This is a genomic window from Bradyrhizobium sp. Ash2021 (assembly GCF_031202265.1).
In the GTDB taxonomy this organism is placed as follows: domain Bacteria; phylum Pseudomonadota; class Alphaproteobacteria; order Rhizobiales; family Xanthobacteraceae; genus Bradyrhizobium.
The window spans coordinates 3,538,166-3,553,179 of sequence record NZ_CP100604.1; the positions used below are offsets into that span (position 1 = coordinate 3,538,166).

Annotated in this window: 14 protein-coding genes; 4 read left to right on the forward strand and 10 right to left on the reverse strand. The window is 64.2% G+C overall.

Features of this window, described 5'->3' with window-relative positions; genetic code table 11:
- Positions 1 to 402: 402 nt before the first annotated feature.
- The 4 genes from NL528_RS16750 to NL528_RS16765 all read left to right on the forward strand — a co-directional run bounded on the left by NL528_RS16750 (position 403) and on the right by NL528_RS16765 (position 4,520).
- Positions 403 to 972: a sigma-70 family RNA polymerase sigma factor gene (locus NL528_RS16750; RefSeq protein WP_309183788.1), complete on the forward strand. Its 570-nt coding sequence runs from the start codon at positions 403 to 405 to the stop codon at positions 970 to 972.
- A complete protein-coding gene (locus tag NL528_RS16755; protein WP_309183789.1) occupies positions 969 to 1,676 on the forward strand; it encodes a hypothetical protein in 708 nt (235 codons plus the stop codon). The genes NL528_RS16750 and NL528_RS16755 overlap by 4 nt, the downstream gene beginning before the upstream one ends.
- 37 nt (positions 1,677 to 1,713) lie before the next feature.
- Entirely contained in the window at positions 1,714 to 3,441 is a 1,728-nt protein-coding gene (locus tag NL528_RS16760) for a S8 family serine peptidase (protein ID WP_375144019.1), read from the forward strand.
- Between the two features lie 563 nt (positions 3,442 to 4,004).
- Positions 4,005 to 4,520 (forward strand): TIGR03809 family protein, encoded by a 516-nt coding sequence (locus NL528_RS16765; RefSeq protein ID WP_309183790.1) that lies wholly within the window; start codon positions 4,005 to 4,007, stop codon positions 4,518 to 4,520.
- A gap of 23 nt (positions 4,521 to 4,543) precedes the next feature.
- On the opposite strand, the gene NL528_RS16770 is transcribed toward NL528_RS16765, so the two are convergent.
- From NL528_RS16770 to folP, 10 genes are all read right to left on the reverse strand, one after another.
- Entirely contained in the window at positions 4,544 to 5,914 is a 1,371-nt protein-coding gene (locus NL528_RS16770; RefSeq protein WP_309184930.1) for a TIGR03808 family TAT-translocated repetitive protein, read from the reverse strand.
- 157 nt (positions 5,915 to 6,071) lie between these two features.
- Positions 6,072 to 6,725 (reverse strand): pyroglutamyl-peptidase I, encoded by a 654-nt coding sequence (locus NL528_RS16775; protein ID WP_309183791.1) that lies wholly within the window; start codon positions 6,723 to 6,725, stop codon positions 6,072 to 6,074.
- Positions 6,722 to 7,708, reverse strand: coding sequence for a methylmalonyl Co-A mutase-associated GTPase MeaB (gene meaB, locus NL528_RS16780; RefSeq protein ID WP_309183792.1), 987 nt, complete (start codon positions 7,706 to 7,708; stop codon positions 6,722 to 6,724). The genes NL528_RS16775 and meaB overlap by 4 nt, the downstream gene beginning before the upstream one ends.
- Positions 7,705 to 8,466 carry a DUF3298 domain-containing protein gene (locus tag NL528_RS16785; RefSeq protein WP_309184931.1) on the reverse strand — a complete coding sequence of 254 codons (762 nt, stop codon included), beginning with the start codon at positions 8,464 to 8,466 and terminating at the stop codon, positions 7,705 to 7,707. Before NL528_RS16785 ends, meaB begins: the two co-directional genes overlap by 4 nt.
- 74 nt (positions 8,467 to 8,540) lie before the next feature.
- A complete protein-coding gene (gene scpA, locus NL528_RS16790; RefSeq protein WP_309183793.1) occupies positions 8,541 to 10,697 on the reverse strand; it encodes a methylmalonyl-CoA mutase in 2,157 nt (718 codons plus the stop codon).
- A gap of 165 nt (positions 10,698 to 10,862) precedes the next feature.
- On the reverse strand, positions 10,863 to 11,327 hold the full coding sequence (locus NL528_RS16795) for a GFA family protein (protein WP_309183794.1): 465 nt from the start codon (positions 11,325 to 11,327) through the stop codon (positions 10,863 to 10,865).
- A 2-nt stretch (positions 11,328 to 11,329) separates the two neighbouring features.
- Positions 11,330 to 13,195, reverse strand: a complete 1,866-nt coding sequence (locus NL528_RS16800) for a methylmalonyl-CoA mutase subunit beta (RefSeq protein ID WP_309183795.1) — start codon at positions 13,193 to 13,195, stop codon at positions 11,330 to 11,332.
- Positions 13,196 to 13,288: 93 nt separating this feature from the next.
- Positions 13,289 to 13,780, reverse strand: coding sequence for a 2-amino-4-hydroxy-6-hydroxymethyldihydropteridine diphosphokinase (folK, locus tag NL528_RS16805; RefSeq protein ID WP_309183796.1), 492 nt, complete (start codon positions 13,778 to 13,780; stop codon positions 13,289 to 13,291).
- Entirely contained in the window at positions 13,773 to 14,150 is a 378-nt protein-coding gene (gene folB / locus NL528_RS16810) for a dihydroneopterin aldolase (RefSeq protein WP_074280861.1), read from the reverse strand. The genes folK and folB overlap by 8 nt, the downstream gene beginning before the upstream one ends.
- Positions 14,147 to 15,004, reverse strand: coding sequence for a dihydropteroate synthase (gene folP / locus NL528_RS16815; RefSeq protein WP_375144020.1), 858 nt, complete (start codon positions 15,002 to 15,004; stop codon positions 14,147 to 14,149). Before folP ends, folB begins: the two co-directional genes overlap by 4 nt.
- Positions 15,005 to 15,014: the final 10 nt, after the last annotated feature.

Sequence of the window (15,014 nt, forward strand, 5' to 3'; positions counted from 1 at the left end):
AGTGGGAAAGCCTTTAGGTTTGGTATCTTTTGGGGCCGAATCTGGTCCGTTAAAATCCCGCCATTGCCCTGTTTTGCAACGGAAATCCATTGCATCCGGGACGCCGGATCGCTGGCCGGGCGGGCTGGTCGGGGAGTAAGCAGGTGCTGCCTTGCGGCCCAAGCCTTGGTAAGGTCGCCTTGGTAAGGTCGCCGCGGACGCGCAATCTCTCAGAAAGTATTTCCGTATTATGATACCGATTTCGCGGCTCTGTTCGTTTTCACCAGCAGAAAGACTGCCCGGCAATCATGTTCTGTGGGGTAGATCACACATGCATTTCGGACATTGCCGTATTGTGAAGAATCTTGCCTCCCCCATCGAACCACCGGCCCCCCCCATCAGACCAACTTTGCGAGACGGCCATTGAGCGCGACACAGGCGGCTTCAGACGAGGTTCTGATCGCCCGGATCGCCCAAGGCGACCGGCTCGCGATGCAGGTGCTCTACGGAAGGCACCATGTCAGGGTTTTTCGTTTCGGGCTCCGGCTCGTTCGGGACGAACAGGTTGCGGAAGACCTCATCAGCGAGGTTTTTCTCGATGTGTGGCGTCAGGCTGGCAAGTTCGAAGGGCGATCCGCCGTTACCACCTGGCTGCTGGCGATTACACGGTTCAAGGCCCTGTCGGCGTTGCGGCGCCGCAAGGACGTTGGACTGGACGAGGAGGCCGCAAACGCGATCGAGGATACGTCCGACGATCCGGAAGTGGTGGTGCAGAAGAAGGATACCAGCGAAGCGTTGCGCAAGTGCCTGACATCACTTTCGCCAGACCATCGGGAGATCGTCGATCTCGTCTACTACCACGAGAAGTCCGTGGAAGAGGTGGCCGAAATCGTCGGTATTCCGGAAAACACCGTCAAGACGCGCCTGTTTTATGCGCGCAAGAAATTGGCCGAGTTGCTGAAGGCAGCCGGCATAGAGCGAGGTTGGCCATGATGGCAGCGAGCAAAAAAATGCTGGATCAAGAGCCCAGCGAAATCGAGGTGCTGTTGCCATGGCATGCGGCCGGCACGCTGAACGCGCGTGATGCGCGCCGTGTCGACGAGGCTCTCGCCAGCGATCCCGCATTGGCCCGGCAATACGCCGTCATCCGCGAGGAATACGCCGAGACCATTCACCTCAACGAAAGCCTTGGTGCGCCGTCGGCGCGCGCGATGCAGAAGCTGTTTGCTGCGATTGACGGAGAGCCCGTGCGCAAGCCATCGGTGTCGGTCAATATCTCCGCGCGGATATCGGAATTCTTCGCAAGGCTTTCGCCGCGGACGCTGGCCTGGTCGGCCAGCCTCGGTGCGGTGGTGCTATTGTTGCAGGCCGGCGTGATCGGTGCGGTGCTGGTGAAGAGCCAGGGCGGCTCGTTCCAGACGGCGTCATTGATCGTGAACGATCGGTCGGCACCCATCACCCGCGACCTGGGCGGGTCGTCGCCGCCGCGCGCGCTGGTCCGGTTCTCCGAGGATGCCCGCGTTGCCGACATCACCGCACTGCTCGACAACTATCAAGCCTCGATCGTCGATGGCGCCAAGGGCGGCATGTTCCGGCTGCAATTCGGCAACAGCGCGATGGGCAAGAACGATCTCGCGGCGCTGATGAGCAAGCTGCAGAAGGAGAAGATCGTCAGTCTCGCAGTTGAGACGCCGTAACGGCGTCCGGCGTTTCTTAGCCAAAGCCAGAGGTCCGATGACCCGTGATCCCTTGAATCGGCGCATCCAGACGGCGGTGACATTCACCGCCGCGCTGCTGCCGTTTGCCTGCCTCGAAGGATCGGCGGTTCTTGCGCAAAGCATCATGCGCACGCCCAGCCTCCACATCGAGTCGCGGATCTCCACCATCAACCCGACGGTTGCGCCGCGGGTCAATCCCGGTATCGCCGGCCGCACCCATGTGAGCGTCGACGGCGGCGGACGAACGACGTCCCGGGTTGGTGGATCGACTTCGGCCATGCATCCGGTTTCCCGCATAGCGGTGGGGTCGACGCTGCCTTACGCGCGCTATTCGCATAATCTTTATCCCGTTTGCGAGTACGCCTATCGCGGGCCCGACGGCGAATGCTATGACCGCCGCGTCATCACGACCGATGGCGGCGGCACCGGCGGTGGCTCGGCCAAGAACGGCAATAGCGGCGGCCCGCGCGGCAATAATCCGCAAACGGCGGTCAATCTGCGTACCGTTGCCAACGAACTCGTGGCGGAACTCGACGGCGCGATGTCGGACGCGCAGGCGGACGAGTGGGCGCGGAGTCATGGCCTCGAGCGCATCCAGTCGCAGAACTTTCAGCTTGTTGGCGGCACCATCGGCCTGTTCCGGATCATCGATCGCCGCCCGGTCGAGACCGTGAGCCGTGAACTGGCCGCCAGCGCCCGCTCGGTGCAGCCCAATTTCCGCTATGTGCTGCAGGATCAGAAGGCGGTACCCAGCGAGGGCGATCCGGCGCAATACGCGCTGGCGCAGCTTCGCCTGCCGCAGGCGCATACCCTTGCCCACGGCATGAACGTCACGATTGCCGTGATCGATTCAGGCATCGACGCCAAACATCCGGAATTGACCAACTCGATTGCCGACACGTTCGACGCGCTTGGCAGCACGGAGGGTCCGCACGTTCACGGCACCGGCATTGCCGGCGCGATCGCCGCGCATGCGAAGCTGATGGGAAGTGCGCCGGAGGTGCGGATCCTGGCGATCCGTGCGTTTGGCTCGGCATACGGCGGCGCGGAAAGCACTTCGTGGGTGATCCTGAAAAGCCTCGACTATGCCGCTTTGCACGGGGCGCAGATCGTCAATATGAGCTTTGCCGGTCCGAAGGATCCACTGATCGAACGCGGCGTCGCCGCGACTGCGGCGAGAGGCATCGTGCTGGTCGCCGCCTCCGGCAATGCCGGCGCAAAATCGCCGCCGCTCTATCCCGCCGCCAATCCGAACGTGATCGCGGTGAGCGGCACCGACGCCAAGGAAAAGCTGTTCGCGGCGTCGAACCGGGGCAACTACATCGCCTTGGCGGCTCCCAGCGCCGATATCTTCCTGCCGGCGCCGGACCGAAAATATCAGATGACGTCCGGCACCTCGTTTTCCGCCGCTTACGTCAGCGGCATCGCGGCGCTGATGCTGGAGCGCAATCCTGCGTTGAAGCCGAACGAAGTGCGCGCAATTCTTGAAAATACCGCCCGCGATCTCGGCGCGCCCGGCCGCGACGATCTGTTCGGGGCGGGCGAGGCCGATGCATACGCGGCGGTCACGGCCGCGATCGGCCCGGCTTCGGTGCCCGTCGCCGCGGTTTCGGGTCAGCCTGCCGCGGAAAAAGCGCCCGATCGCAATAACGCTTCCGTGAGCAGAGCATTGAATGACCCTGCGCCCTCGATGGCGTCGGACAAATCTGCGGCAAACGACCCCAATCGCCCAGCGACGCGGTGATTTTGCCCGGATTTTCAGCGGTAAATCCGCTGGAAAGCCGTCGGAACCTCGGAATAAAAAAATCAAAAAAATCGCCTGATGTTTTGAACGTCCGGCGCGCCTGCTGCGACTTATCAATGTGGGAGCGGTAATCCCTCCCCATCGGCTATATTCGGCGCGAGCGCCCATCCACCCCAAGCGCCCCATATGGCTTGACCCGTCCGGTTGTCCCCCCGGACGGGTCTTTTCGTTTTCGAGAGCATTTTGATCAAAGCCCGCCGCGCGGGCCGCCGGGTTGAGGAAACGCGCCGCAGGGCTTTCGAACCGAAAATCTGTGCCGATATTTCCTGTGCGTTCGTTCGCCGCAATGACCGACCGCGCTCCGCAACGCGGCCATGCCGCCGTGCGGCTTGACGGTGGATAGCGCAAATAACCCTGTATTTGTGCGGCGTTCTTCGATTGGGACGTGACCCGTATTGTCGCGCACTGGACAACGCAGAAGTTTTCCACAGAATATCCCTGTCACATCGAATTGATTCGTCTCTGTTGCGTCCGCGTCCGTTTTTCTCTTTGCGGGCTGATTCATGACACTTCATGTAGACGTGGCGCGTGGCCGCAATGTCGTCGCGCGCTGGTGCAACCTTGCCGAGCAACGGCTGGAATACCTCACCGAACTGTTCGAGACCGGGCGCTGGCGCCGCTTTCACAGCGAACTCGCCTTCCTCGAAAACATCCAGGAAGCCAAGGCCGCGGTCGAGACCTGGCGCAATCTGTTGAACCGCGAGGCCGCGCTCGACAATTCAGCCGTCGATGTCTCCAGGCTCAGCGGTGCGCGCCTGCCGCTGCCGCCCGGCGACAGATTGCGCGAGCGGGCCCAGCTGCGTCAGCCGCAGCCTGCGCCAGCGACGATCGCGCCGTCGCTGGCTATTCCGGAACGCGCAATCCCGCAAGATGTTCTGCTCGCGCTGGAAAACGAACTCATTGCCTCGGATGAGGCACCTTCCGCACCTGATGCGCCGGTCGTGGATGAGCCGTCGTTAGCGGCGCTCGATCTCGACGCGATGCAGGATCGCTATCCGCTGCTGCGCAACGCGCTGTAGAGGTTCGCGGAGGCGACGAGTATTTACCGCCGTACCGCATTGGTCCCGATCACCACCTGCACGTAGCGCTGGGCGCCGTCGGCGGACAAGTCGGTGGTAATGGCGCGGGCGTGGTCGAGCCCGACCACGGCGCCGCGCGGGGTTTCCGAGATCATGTTGTTGTTGACCAGCGCCGTTCCCGCGCCCGGCGCCACCGATACGCCGACGCCGACAAAGGCGTTTCGGATCACATTGCCCGTGATGGCGACGTCGCGGAGATATTTGCCCCAGCCGGCGACGATCCCGAACGACGGCGCGTTCTCGATCACATTGCCGGTGACGGAACTGTCGGCCTCGATATAGATGCCGACGCCGGCGTCGTCGTCGGGCGCGGTGCCGATCGGCCGTTTCGGGATCAAATTGCGGATGATGTTGCCCTGGACCACCGCGATGCGGCCGCCCTCGTTGAAATTGCAGACGGAGACGCCGACAGCCGCGCCATCGACGGTGTTGTTGGCGATTACGGCACCTTCGAACGAGAATTCCGAATAGAGCGCGACCTCGCGGACATCGCTAACGCTGTTGCCTGATATCTGGATATTGGACGCCGAATTGCCGCGCACCGCCGAGTAATCGCAGTTGCGGATCCGGTTTCCCCGCACGATCACATTGCCGGCGCGGAACGCATTGATGGCGTTGCCGTATTGCCCGGAGCCGCCGGGGCCGGCCTTGACGTCCTCGATGCGGTTGTCGGCAACCAGCGTGCCGTCATCGCCGATCGCGGTGCGCAGGATTTCGATGCCGTTGTCGTTGGTGCCGGTAATGGTATTGCGCGAGACGATCAGGCCCTGCGCATCGAACGAAACGACCGCGGTCGCCGCCATGTTGGTGAAGATATTGCCGCTGATGTCGCCGGAGATCTGTTCGAGCCAGATGCCGTTGCCGCCGCTGCCGGTGAGTTCGCAATCGATGATGCGGACATCGCGCCCGCCGAGGCAATGCACGAGGCCGCGCCGCGTCGGCAGCGGTATGTTGCCGCCGTCGAAAACGATGCCGGAAAGGCCGATGCTGCCCGCGCCTTCGCCCTGTAGCATCGACGGTCCGCCATTGAACACGAGCTTGGTCGCGCCGCGGACGCCGATCAGCTGCGTGCCGCTCTGCAGCCGAAGCATGCCGGTGCGGTAGACGCCGGGCGGCAGCGCCAGCGGCACTTGCGCCCGCGCGGCCTCGTCGATGGCGCGCTGCAAATTCCTGGTCTGATCGTCGGTGCTGCCGGGCCGAACGCCAAATTGCGTGACGTCGCGCCCAAGCGCGGAAGTGAGCGGCGCTGCGCGCGCGGTATCCGGCGACATCGCCAGCGCGCCGGCAACGCCGGCGGCGGATGCGCCCATCAGATGGCGGCGGTTGATGTCCATGATTGAATGGCCCTCGCGCAACGCACGTTTTGGCATTCGCGCTTTCTACGTAACGCTAAAATACGGCGGCGCGTGGTGAAGAGACGGGCGGAACAGGGCGATTGTTGGAGGTAGGGTTAATCGCGGGTGGAATAATTAACGCCCGCCGAAGCCCGCTCTACGAAGTCCGTGCCGCCTGTCGCGTCAGCCGCACTATCTCCAGCAGCATCGCCTCGCCGGCATCGACCAGGTCCTCCAGCGTGATGCGAGGTGAACCCTTGCGCCGGGATGCGCCGTCGCGTGAGAGCAGCGGAATGTGTACGAACGAAGCCACACGGAGGCCGTCGCCCTTGTTGACTGCCTCGATCGCGCGCCAACTCAGATAATTGCAGAGATAGCTGCCGGCGTCGCGCGAGGCGCGGGCGTTTATTCCGGTACCGACCGCCGCGCGCAGCAATTTGGCGGTATGCGGGCCGAACATTCTGGCGTCGGCGTCACTGAGGATCGATCCCTTGCGGACGCGGGTTCGATCGGCGTCCGGCCATAGCGTGGTGACGGCATTGCGGGCGCGGGTCTCGACCCGCAGATGCGCGGTGCGGCCGGCGAGGCCGAACATCAACAGCGCCTGCGGCCGGTGCTTTGCCAATAGCAGCGGCAGTTCGCGATCGACGGTCGCGTAGGTGACGTGGAAGATGTGGCCGATGATTTCGACATCGCCAAGCGCCGGGCGGCGCAGCCGCTTTAGCCGCGCCACCAGCGCTTGCGTCGGATTAAACGGCGCCCCGGGAAACGGACCGAAACCGGTGATGAGGATGCGAAGCCTGGCGCTCACCGCAGCATCTCCGCGATCTCTGCGGCGCCGACCGCCGGCGTGATCCGGCCGTCCGCGACCTCGGCTTCGGTCTTTTTCACTTTCGCCCGGATCGCCGGATCGGAGCGCAGCCGCGCCATCATCCGCTGCTCCAGCATCGACCACATCCATTTCACTTGCTGCTCGCGCCGCCGTGCGGCGAACTCGCCCGAGGCGTTCATGGCGGTGCGGTGGTCCAGGATCTTCTCCCACAGCGTGTCCATGCCGGTCCCGGTCAGCGCCGAATAGGTCAGGACCGGCGGATGCCAGTGCTCCGAACGGGGGGTGAGGATATGCAGCGCGCCGCGATATTCGGCGGCCGCAAGGTTGGCGCGCTTGATGTTGTCGCCATCGGCCTTGTTGATCGCGATCATGTCGGCGAGTTCGACCAGACCCTTCTTGATGCCCTGCAATTCGTCGCCGGCGCCGGGCAGCATCAGCGCCAGGAAGAAATCGGTCATGTCGCAGACCGCGGTCTCGGACTGGCCGATGCCGACGGTTTCCACCAGCACCACGTCGAAGCCGGCGGCCTCGCACAACAGCATCGCCTCGCGGGTCTTTGCGGCGACGCCGCCGAGCGTTCCGGATGCCGGCGAGGGCCGGATGAAGGCGCCGTCGGAGCCCGAGAGCCGCGCCATCCGCGTCTTGTCGCCGAGGATCGAGCCGCCGGTGCGCGCCGACGACGGGTCCACCGCAAGCACCGCGACCTTGTGGCCGCGCTCGATCAGGAACATGCCGAGCGCGTCGATGGTGGTGGATTTGCCGACGCCGGGCGAACCGGTGATGCCGACGCGGATCGCCTTGCCGGTGTCCGGCAGCAACGCCTGCACCAGATCGCGCGCCGCGGCCTGATGATCGGCGCGGCGGCTTTCGATCAGCGTGATCGCGCGCGCCAGCGCCGCGCGGTGGCCGGCGCGGAGGTCTTTGGTCAGCTTGTCGATGTCGAGCGTTTTGTTCCCGCTCATTGCTGACCGTCATCGTCGCCCTTGGGCCGCGCGCCGCCGAATACGTTGGCGCCTTCCGGCGTCAGAAACGGCTTCAACGCTTCCCACGGCACGAACGCGACATACTCGCCTTCGGCGTAGGGTCCGACCGCATAGGGTGGGTAGTGGAAGGTGAGGCCGGAGCTCTTGCCTGAAACGGTCGACGGCGCCAGCGTCACCGCGCCGATCTTGAGCAGGGTCGGCTTCAGATCCTTGTACCATTCCGCCGTCGCGGTCTCGCTGGTGTCGCGCTTCTTCTTCTCGACATTGAGCGAGGCGATGACGGCCTTGACCATCGCCTTCATGGTCGGGCCGTCGTCGGCGGTCTCGGTGAAGAACGGCCGGATGCTGATGCGCTTGCTCGCGGATTTATCCCAGAGAATGGTGTTGACGTCGGAATTGGGATGAGCGCCGCCGGTGTCCATGTAGTCGGACCTGACGATGCTGACATAGCGGCCGTCGACCACCGAGCGCGTCTCGTATTTCCGCTCCATCGACCACGCGCCATTGCGGAACATTTGCGGATCCTGCTTGCGTTCCTTCTCGGCGTCGGTGCGGTTCTTCTCCGCCCATGCCTTGCCCTCGGCGAGACAATCCGCCGCCAGCGCCGGATCGGCCTTGATCTTGTCGTCAAGGAACACGCCGGCGTCGATGATCTTGCTCTTGATCGCGGCGTCGGGCTTTGGGTCGGCGGCGAAGACAGGGAGGGCGAAGCACGCGAGTGCGCCGACGAGGCTCATCCGGCGAACGAACGTGACGAATGCAGCGGTGTGCACGGGAATTCCTTTGAAGCAACGGGAGGCGGGGAGCGGAATTACTCCGCCGCCTCGCTATGGCCGAGCCGGGCGTTGAGCTTGTGGATCAGCTCTTCGGCGGCGTCCGCGATCACGGTGCCCGGCGGGAAGATCGCCTCGGCGCCGGCCTTGTAGAGGGCGTCGTAGTCTTGCGGCGGCACCACGCCGCCGATGATGATCATGATGTCCTCGCGGCCCTGCTTCTTCAGCGCGGCCTTCAATTCCGGCACCGCGGTGAGGTGGGCGGCCGCCAGCGACGACACGCCGAGGATATGGACGTCGTTCTCGACCGCCTGCCGCGCAGCTTCGTCAGCGGTCGCAAACAGCGGCCCGATATCGACGTCGAAGCCGACATCGGCAAAGGCGGAGGCGATCACCTTCTGGCCGCGGTCGTGGCCGTCCTGGCCGATCTTGGCGACCAGAATGCGCGGGCGGCGGCCCTCGGCATCCTCGAACGCATCGATCAACGCCTGCACCTTTTCGACCCGGTTGGACATGGCAGACGCCTCCCGCTTGTAGACGCCGGTGATGGACTTGATTTCGGCGCGGTGCCGGCCGAACACCTTCTCCATCGCGTCCGAAATTTCGCCAACGGTAGCCTTCGCGCGGGCGGCGTCGATCGCCAGTGCCAGCAAATTGCCGTTGCCCTCGCCGGCGCTGCGGGTCAGCGCCGCCAGCGCGTCGTCGACGTCCTTCTGGTTGCGTTCCTGCTTCAGCCGCGACAGTTTGTCGATCTGCAGGCGCCGCACCGTGGAATTTTCCACCTTCAGCACGTCGATGGCGGCTTCATTGACCGGCTTGTATTTGTTGACGCCGATCACGGCCTGCCGGCCGGCGTCGATCCGCGCCTGGGTCTTGGCGGAAGCTTCTTCGATCCGCAGCTTTGGCACGCCGGCCTCGATGGCTTTCGCCATGCCGCCGAGCGCCTCGACCTCCTGGATGTGGCCCCAGGCCTTGGCGGCGAGATCGCGGGTCAGCCGCTCGACATAATAGGAGCCGCCCCAGGGATCGATGATGCGGTTGGTGCCGCTTTCCTGCTGCAGGAACAATTGCGTGTTGCGGGCGATGCGGGCCGAGAAGTCGGTCGGCAGCGCCAGCGCTTCGTCGAGCGCGTTGGTGTGCAGCGACTGGGTATGGCCTTGGGTCGCGGCCATCGCTTCGATGGTGGTGCGCATCACGTTGTTGTAGACATCCTGCGCGGTCAGCGACCAGCCGGAGGTCTGGCAATGGGTGCGCAGCGACAGGGAGCGCGGGTCCTTCGGGTTGAACTGCGTCAACAGCTTGGCCCACAGCAGCCGCGCGGCGCGCATCTTGGCGACTTCCATGAAAAAATTCATGCCGATCGCCCAGAAGAACGACAGCCGCGGCGCGAAGCGGTCGACATCGAGACCGGCGGCCAGGCCGGCGCGGAGATATTCGACGCCATCGGCCAAGGTATAGGCGAGTTCGAGGTCCTGCGTCGCGCCGGCTTCCTGCATGTGATAGCCGGAAATCGAGATCGAATTGTATTTCGGCATTTTCTGGGAGGTGTAGGCAAAGATGTCGGAGATGATCCGCATCGAGGGCGCTGGCGGATAGATGTAGGTGTTGCGCACCATGAACTCTTTCAGGATGTCGTTCTGAATCGTCCCTGAAAGTTTCTCCGGCGGCACGCCCTGTTCTTCGGCGGCGGCGACAAACAGCGCCAGGATCGGCAGCACCGCGCCGTTCATGGTCATCGACACGCTCATCTGGTCGAGCGGGATCCCTGAGAACAGCGTGCGCATGTCGTAGATCGAATCGATTGCAACCCCGGCCATGCCAACGTCGCCGGTGACGCGCGGATGATCACTGTCGTAGCCACGGTGGGTGGCGAGATCGAACGCGACCGACAGGCCTTTTTGCCCTGCAGCCAGATTGCGCCGGTAGAACGCGTTGGAATCTTCCGCCGTGGAGAACCCGGCATATTGCCGGATGGTCCAGGGCTGGTTGACATACATGGTCGGGTAGGGGCCGCGCAGATACGGCGCGATGCCGGGCCAGGTCTCCAGGAAATCGATGCCTTCGAGATCGCCTTCGCTGTAGCCGGGCTTTACCGGGATGCCCTCGGGCGTGAGCCAGGGCTCGGCGCTGCCGGCGGGCATCGCCGCAGCGACGGGCTCGAAAGAGACATCAGCGAAGTTCGGTATGCGGGTCATTCTGCTAGCCTCGTTCGTCATGGCCGGACTTGTTCCGGCCATCCACGTCCGTTTCGTTGGCGAAAGAAGACGTGGATGCCCGGGACGAGCCGGGACGAGCCCGGGCATGACGGGTTGATAGCGACAATATCATAGCCGGCCATGAGCGTCATTGCGCTGCCAGCCTCACTCATGGTCCGGATGCTGGTGGCTGACGATGCCATTTGCCTTTTCCGGCCCGTAATTCTGCAGCGTGGTTTGGCTCGGCAAATTGGCGATGCCAACCACCCAGCCGAGCCGGGATTCGGTTCCATACTGCCGGGTGGGTATGATCTGATCCGGCCGGTCGAACGTACCGGTCATGATCTCGATCCGCGGGCCGTCGATGCGGCGGAAGCTGAGCGGCGTGCCACAATCCCTGCAAAAGTCACGCACGGCGATGGAGGAGGACTGAAACGCCGCCGGCTTGCCGCGGGTCCAGGCGAAATCGGCATGCTCGATGTCGGCGAACGAGGCGAACGGCGCACCGGAGGCCTTTTGGCACATCCGGCAATGACAGATGCTGATCTTGGCCGGCAGCCCCGACAGCGCAAAGCGGACGGCGCCGCATTGGCAGCCGCCGGTCAGGACGGTCTTGGTCTCCTCGGTCATGCTCACTCCATCCGCCGCCAGGCTTCCTGCAGTGTCGCCAGCGCGTCGCCGCCGGCAAAGATGAAATCGCCGACGCCGGCGGCCCGCAAGCCTGCTTCCTGCCCGCCGGGACGGCCCGCCAGATAGATATGCTTTGCGTCAGCGGCTTGAAGGGCCTTGGCGGCAGCGCCCGCGAGCGCCGCATAGACCCTGTCCGACGAGCACAGGCACGCCACCGCCGCGCCGGAAGCCTTGAAGGCGGCGGCAAGCGCTATCGGCTCGGTAAACCCCGGAGTATCGAGCGCCTCGATGCCGCCGGTCTCGAAGAAGCTTTTTGCGAACGCAGCACGCGCCGTGAAGTTGGTGGGCGTGCCGAGATTGGCGAGAAAGATTCTTGGCCGCGCCCCGGTGTTCTTGAGCTGGGTATCCGACTTATCGCGTAGCGCCTCGAACGGCGCCGCCAGCCGCATCGGCGGCAGTGCATCGAATTTGAACCTGGCCTCGCCGTAGGGTGCGAGCGCGACCGGTTTTGCGTCCAGCACCGCGACCTCGGCCTCGTGCAGGTTTGGAAATTCGCTGGCGCCCGTGAGCACGTCCCGGCGCCTGGCGATATTGGCCTCGCGCACGGCCCGGGTCGCTGCGACCTTGCGCTGGATCAGGTTTTGCTCGAGCGAAGCGAACAGGCCGCCGGCCTTTTCGATTTCCTGAAACAGCGCCCACGCGGTTTCGCAAAGCTGTTTCGTCAGTGTCTCGATGCCACCGGATCCGGCCGCGGGATCGGACACCTTGGCGAGGTTGGATTCTTCCAGCAGCACCAGCTGCGTGTTGCGCGCGGCGCGCCGGGCGAACGGATCGGGCAGTCCCAGCGCCAGCGTGTGCGGCAGCACGGTGATGGCGTTGGCGCCGCCGAGGCCGGCGGAAAACGTCGCCATCGTCGCGCGCAGCATGTTCACGTAAGGGTCGCGCTGGGTCAGCATGCGCCAGGCGGTATCGGCAGCGACGTAAAGCGGCTTTGGCGTGAGGCCGCAGGCTTGTTCGATCCGCGCCCACAGCAGCCGCAGCGCACGGAATTTCGCCAGTGTCAGGAACTGGTCGGCATCGGCGCTGAGCCGGGCATAGACCATGCCCTGCGCATCTTCCAGCGTAACACCGGCCTGTTCGATCGCGCGCAGATAGGCAACGCCGGAAGCCAGCACGAACGCCAGTTCCTGCACCTCCGATCCGCCGGCATCATGGATCACCCGTCCATCGGCCGCCGCGAACGGACCCTTGAAGCCCATCGCGGCGAGGCCTTTGATCGCGCCCGTTACCGCCGGCACGATCTCGGGCCAGCTATAGGGACTGGACCCCCACACCGCGCAGGCGCCGAGCGGATCGAGACCGAAGCGGATAGCGCAGGCCGCCGGGCTCAGGCCTTTGCGTTTCACATATTCGGCGACGTGAATGGCGGCCATCCGCGACTGCGGACCGATCTGCAGTTCGATGGCGATTCCGGCATCGAGGTAGATGCCGTCGAGCACTTGCTCGATCGCCTCGGCCGTGGGCTCCAGTCCAAAACCATAGGCGCCATTGGCGCCGGCGAAGACGAGCGTGAGCCCGGTTGCGCCATTCTCAAGATCATGCCGCGCCTGGGCGTTGGCCTGTTTGGCATCGGGATGATCGATCCGCTGCATGATCTGCCACGGGGCGGCCGCGGGCCGCGCGGCGACCGGCGTTGCGCCCTTTGCGCGCGGATAGATCGGATCGATCTTCAATCCATCGGAGGTCTTGCCGACCAGCTTTTCGAATGGAGCGCCCTTCAGCACTCCGTCGACCAGCTTGCGCCAGTCGTCGTAAGTCGCGGGAGCAAAGTCCGCGGCCAATCGCAGCTCGTCTTTTGTGGTGGTCATCCGGCCAATCGTTCCTTGGTCGCTTCTTCTATTTGGCCGGAAATTGCCACGGGGCGGTCGCCAAGCCAAACGGTTGTTTTCGGTCCTTTTTGGCTAGCCCAGTTCGGGTAGCCGCAAAATACCTTCGGTCGAAACTTGTGCCAGCGCCGCCGCAACACTGCGTCCCGCGATGAGACGGTCCGGGGCAATCTCGGCGAGCGGCACCAGCACGAAAGCGCGCTCGAACAGCCGGGGGTGCGGCAGCGTCAACTCGGGTTTGTCGATTTTGACGTCGTCATAGGCGATCAGATCGAGGTCGAGGGTGCGCGGACCCCAGCGCGTTTCCTGGGCGCGGTCGCGGCCGAATTTCTTTTCGATCTTGTGCAGCGTGAACAGCAAGGCATGGGGATCCAGGCTGGTTTCGATTTCGATGCAGGCATTGATGAAGTCGGTCTGCTGCTCGTCGCCCCAGGGCGGGGTGGCGTAATCCGACGACCGTGCCAGCAACGCGGCCTGCGTCATGCCGCAAATATTGGAGATCGCCTTCTGGAATGTCGCGCGGACGTCGCCGACATTGCCGCCGAGCGCGATCAGCACGTCAGCCATGGGAGGGTTGCCGTGTGCGCATCAGCACCACGCCGACATCGTCGAAGATCGCAGCGATCGGCGCATGCGGCTTGTGGACGGTGACCTCGACCGCGCTGATACGCGGGAAGCTCGACAAAATGGCGTCGGCGACGGCGCCGGCCGCGCGCTCCAGCAGCTTGTAATTGGTATTCTTGAACGCCGCCGTCGCGGTCGCCACCACGTTGGAATAGGACACGGTGTCGGCGAGGCGGTCGGTATGCGAGGATTCCGACAAATCGACCGAGAGTTCGAGGTCGATCACGAAGCGCTGCCCGACCTCGGTCTCGTGTTCCATTACGCCATGGCGGGCATGGATGACGACGCCGGTGATGAAGATGGTATCGCTCATTCGCGTTCCCTGATCGCTGCCGCTACCCGCAATGCCTGCACGGTTTCCGCCACATCATGCGTTCGTACGATCCGCGCGCCGCGCTGGGCGGCTATCAGATGCGCCGCGATCGAGCCGCCGAGTCGTTGCTGCGGCTCGGACGGCGTCACCGTGCTGATAAAGCGCTTGCGCGAGGCGCCGACCAGCAGCGGCAGGCCGAAAATGCTGAGTTCATTCAGGCGCGCCAGCGCGGTCATGCTCTGTTCCGGCGTCTTGCCGAACCCGATCCCGGGATCGAGCACGATATGGTCGGACGAAATACCCGCTTCGGTTGCAATGTCGAGTGAGCGCACGAAGAAGGCCGCGATATCCTGCATGATGTCGATGGCGGGATCGGCGCTGTCGCGGTTGTGCATGATGATGATTGGTGCATGGCGCGCGGCCACCAGCGCGGCCATGCCGCCATCGCGCTGCAGGCCCCAGACATCGTTGGCGATCACGGCGCCATTGTCGAGCGCCCATGCGACGACGGCGGATTTCATGCTGTCGATCGATACGGGAACGCCGAGCGAAACGACGTCGGGCAGCACCGGCTGCAACCGTTTCAGTTCTTCATCCGCGGATATCGGTTCCGAACCGTAGGGTCGGGTGGATTCCGCGCCGATGTCGATGATGTCGGCGCCCTCGGCAACCATCCGGCGGGCCTGCGCCAGCGCGTGTTCGGGGGTCGCGAACTGTCCGCCGTCCGAGAATGAATCCGGCGTGACATTCAAGACGCCCATCACGGCCGGATAGGGCCTGGACAACAGCGCCCTCAGCAGGGGATGACCGGCCGGGCCGGCCGCCATGGCGGGTCTTGGCATGGTTGCGATCATGCGGTCGCTT

Bases quoted from the DNA above. Each gene is read 5' to 3' on its own strand.
- NL528_RS16755 (WP_309183789.1), top strand. From the start codon at position 969: ATGATGGCAGCGAGCAAAAAAATGCTGGATCAAGAGCCCAGCGAAATC.
- NL528_RS16760 (WP_375144019.1), top strand. From the start codon at position 1,714: ATGACCCGTGATCCCTTGAATCGGCGCATCCAGACGGCGGTGACATTC.
- NL528_RS16765 (WP_309183790.1), top strand. From the start codon at position 4,005: ATGACACTTCATGTAGACGTGGCGCGTGGCCGCAATGTCGTCGCGCGC.
- NL528_RS16770 (WP_309184930.1), bottom strand. From the start codon at position 5,914: ATGGACATCAACCGCCGCCATCTGATGGGCGCATCCGCCGCCGGCGTT.
- meaB (WP_309183792.1), bottom strand. From the start codon at position 7,708: ATGAGCGGGAACAAAACGCTCGACATCGACAAGCTGACCAAAGACCTC.
- NL528_RS16785 (WP_309184931.1), bottom strand. From the start codon at position 8,466: ATGAGCCTCGTCGGCGCACTCGCGTGCTTCGCCCTCCCTGTCTTCGCC.
- scpA (WP_309183793.1), bottom strand. From the start codon at position 10,697: ATGACCCGCATACCGAACTTCGCTGATGTCTCTTTCGAGCCCGTCGCT.
- NL528_RS16795 (WP_309183794.1), bottom strand. From the start codon at position 11,327: ATGACCGAGGAGACCAAGACCGTCCTGACCGGCGGCTGCCAATGCGGC.
- NL528_RS16800 (WP_309183795.1), bottom strand. From the start codon at position 13,195: ATGACCACCACAAAAGACGAGCTGCGATTGGCCGCGGACTTTGCTCCC.
- folK (WP_309183796.1), bottom strand. From the start codon at position 13,780: ATGGCTGACGTGCTGATCGCGCTCGGCGGCAATGTCGGCGACGTCCGC.
- folB (WP_074280861.1), bottom strand. From the start codon at position 14,150: ATGAGCGATACCATCTTCATCACCGGCGTCGTCATCCATGCCCGCCAT.
- folP (WP_375144020.1), bottom strand. From the start codon at position 15,004: ATGATCGCAACCATGCCAAGACCCGCCATGGCGGCCGGCCCGGCCGGT.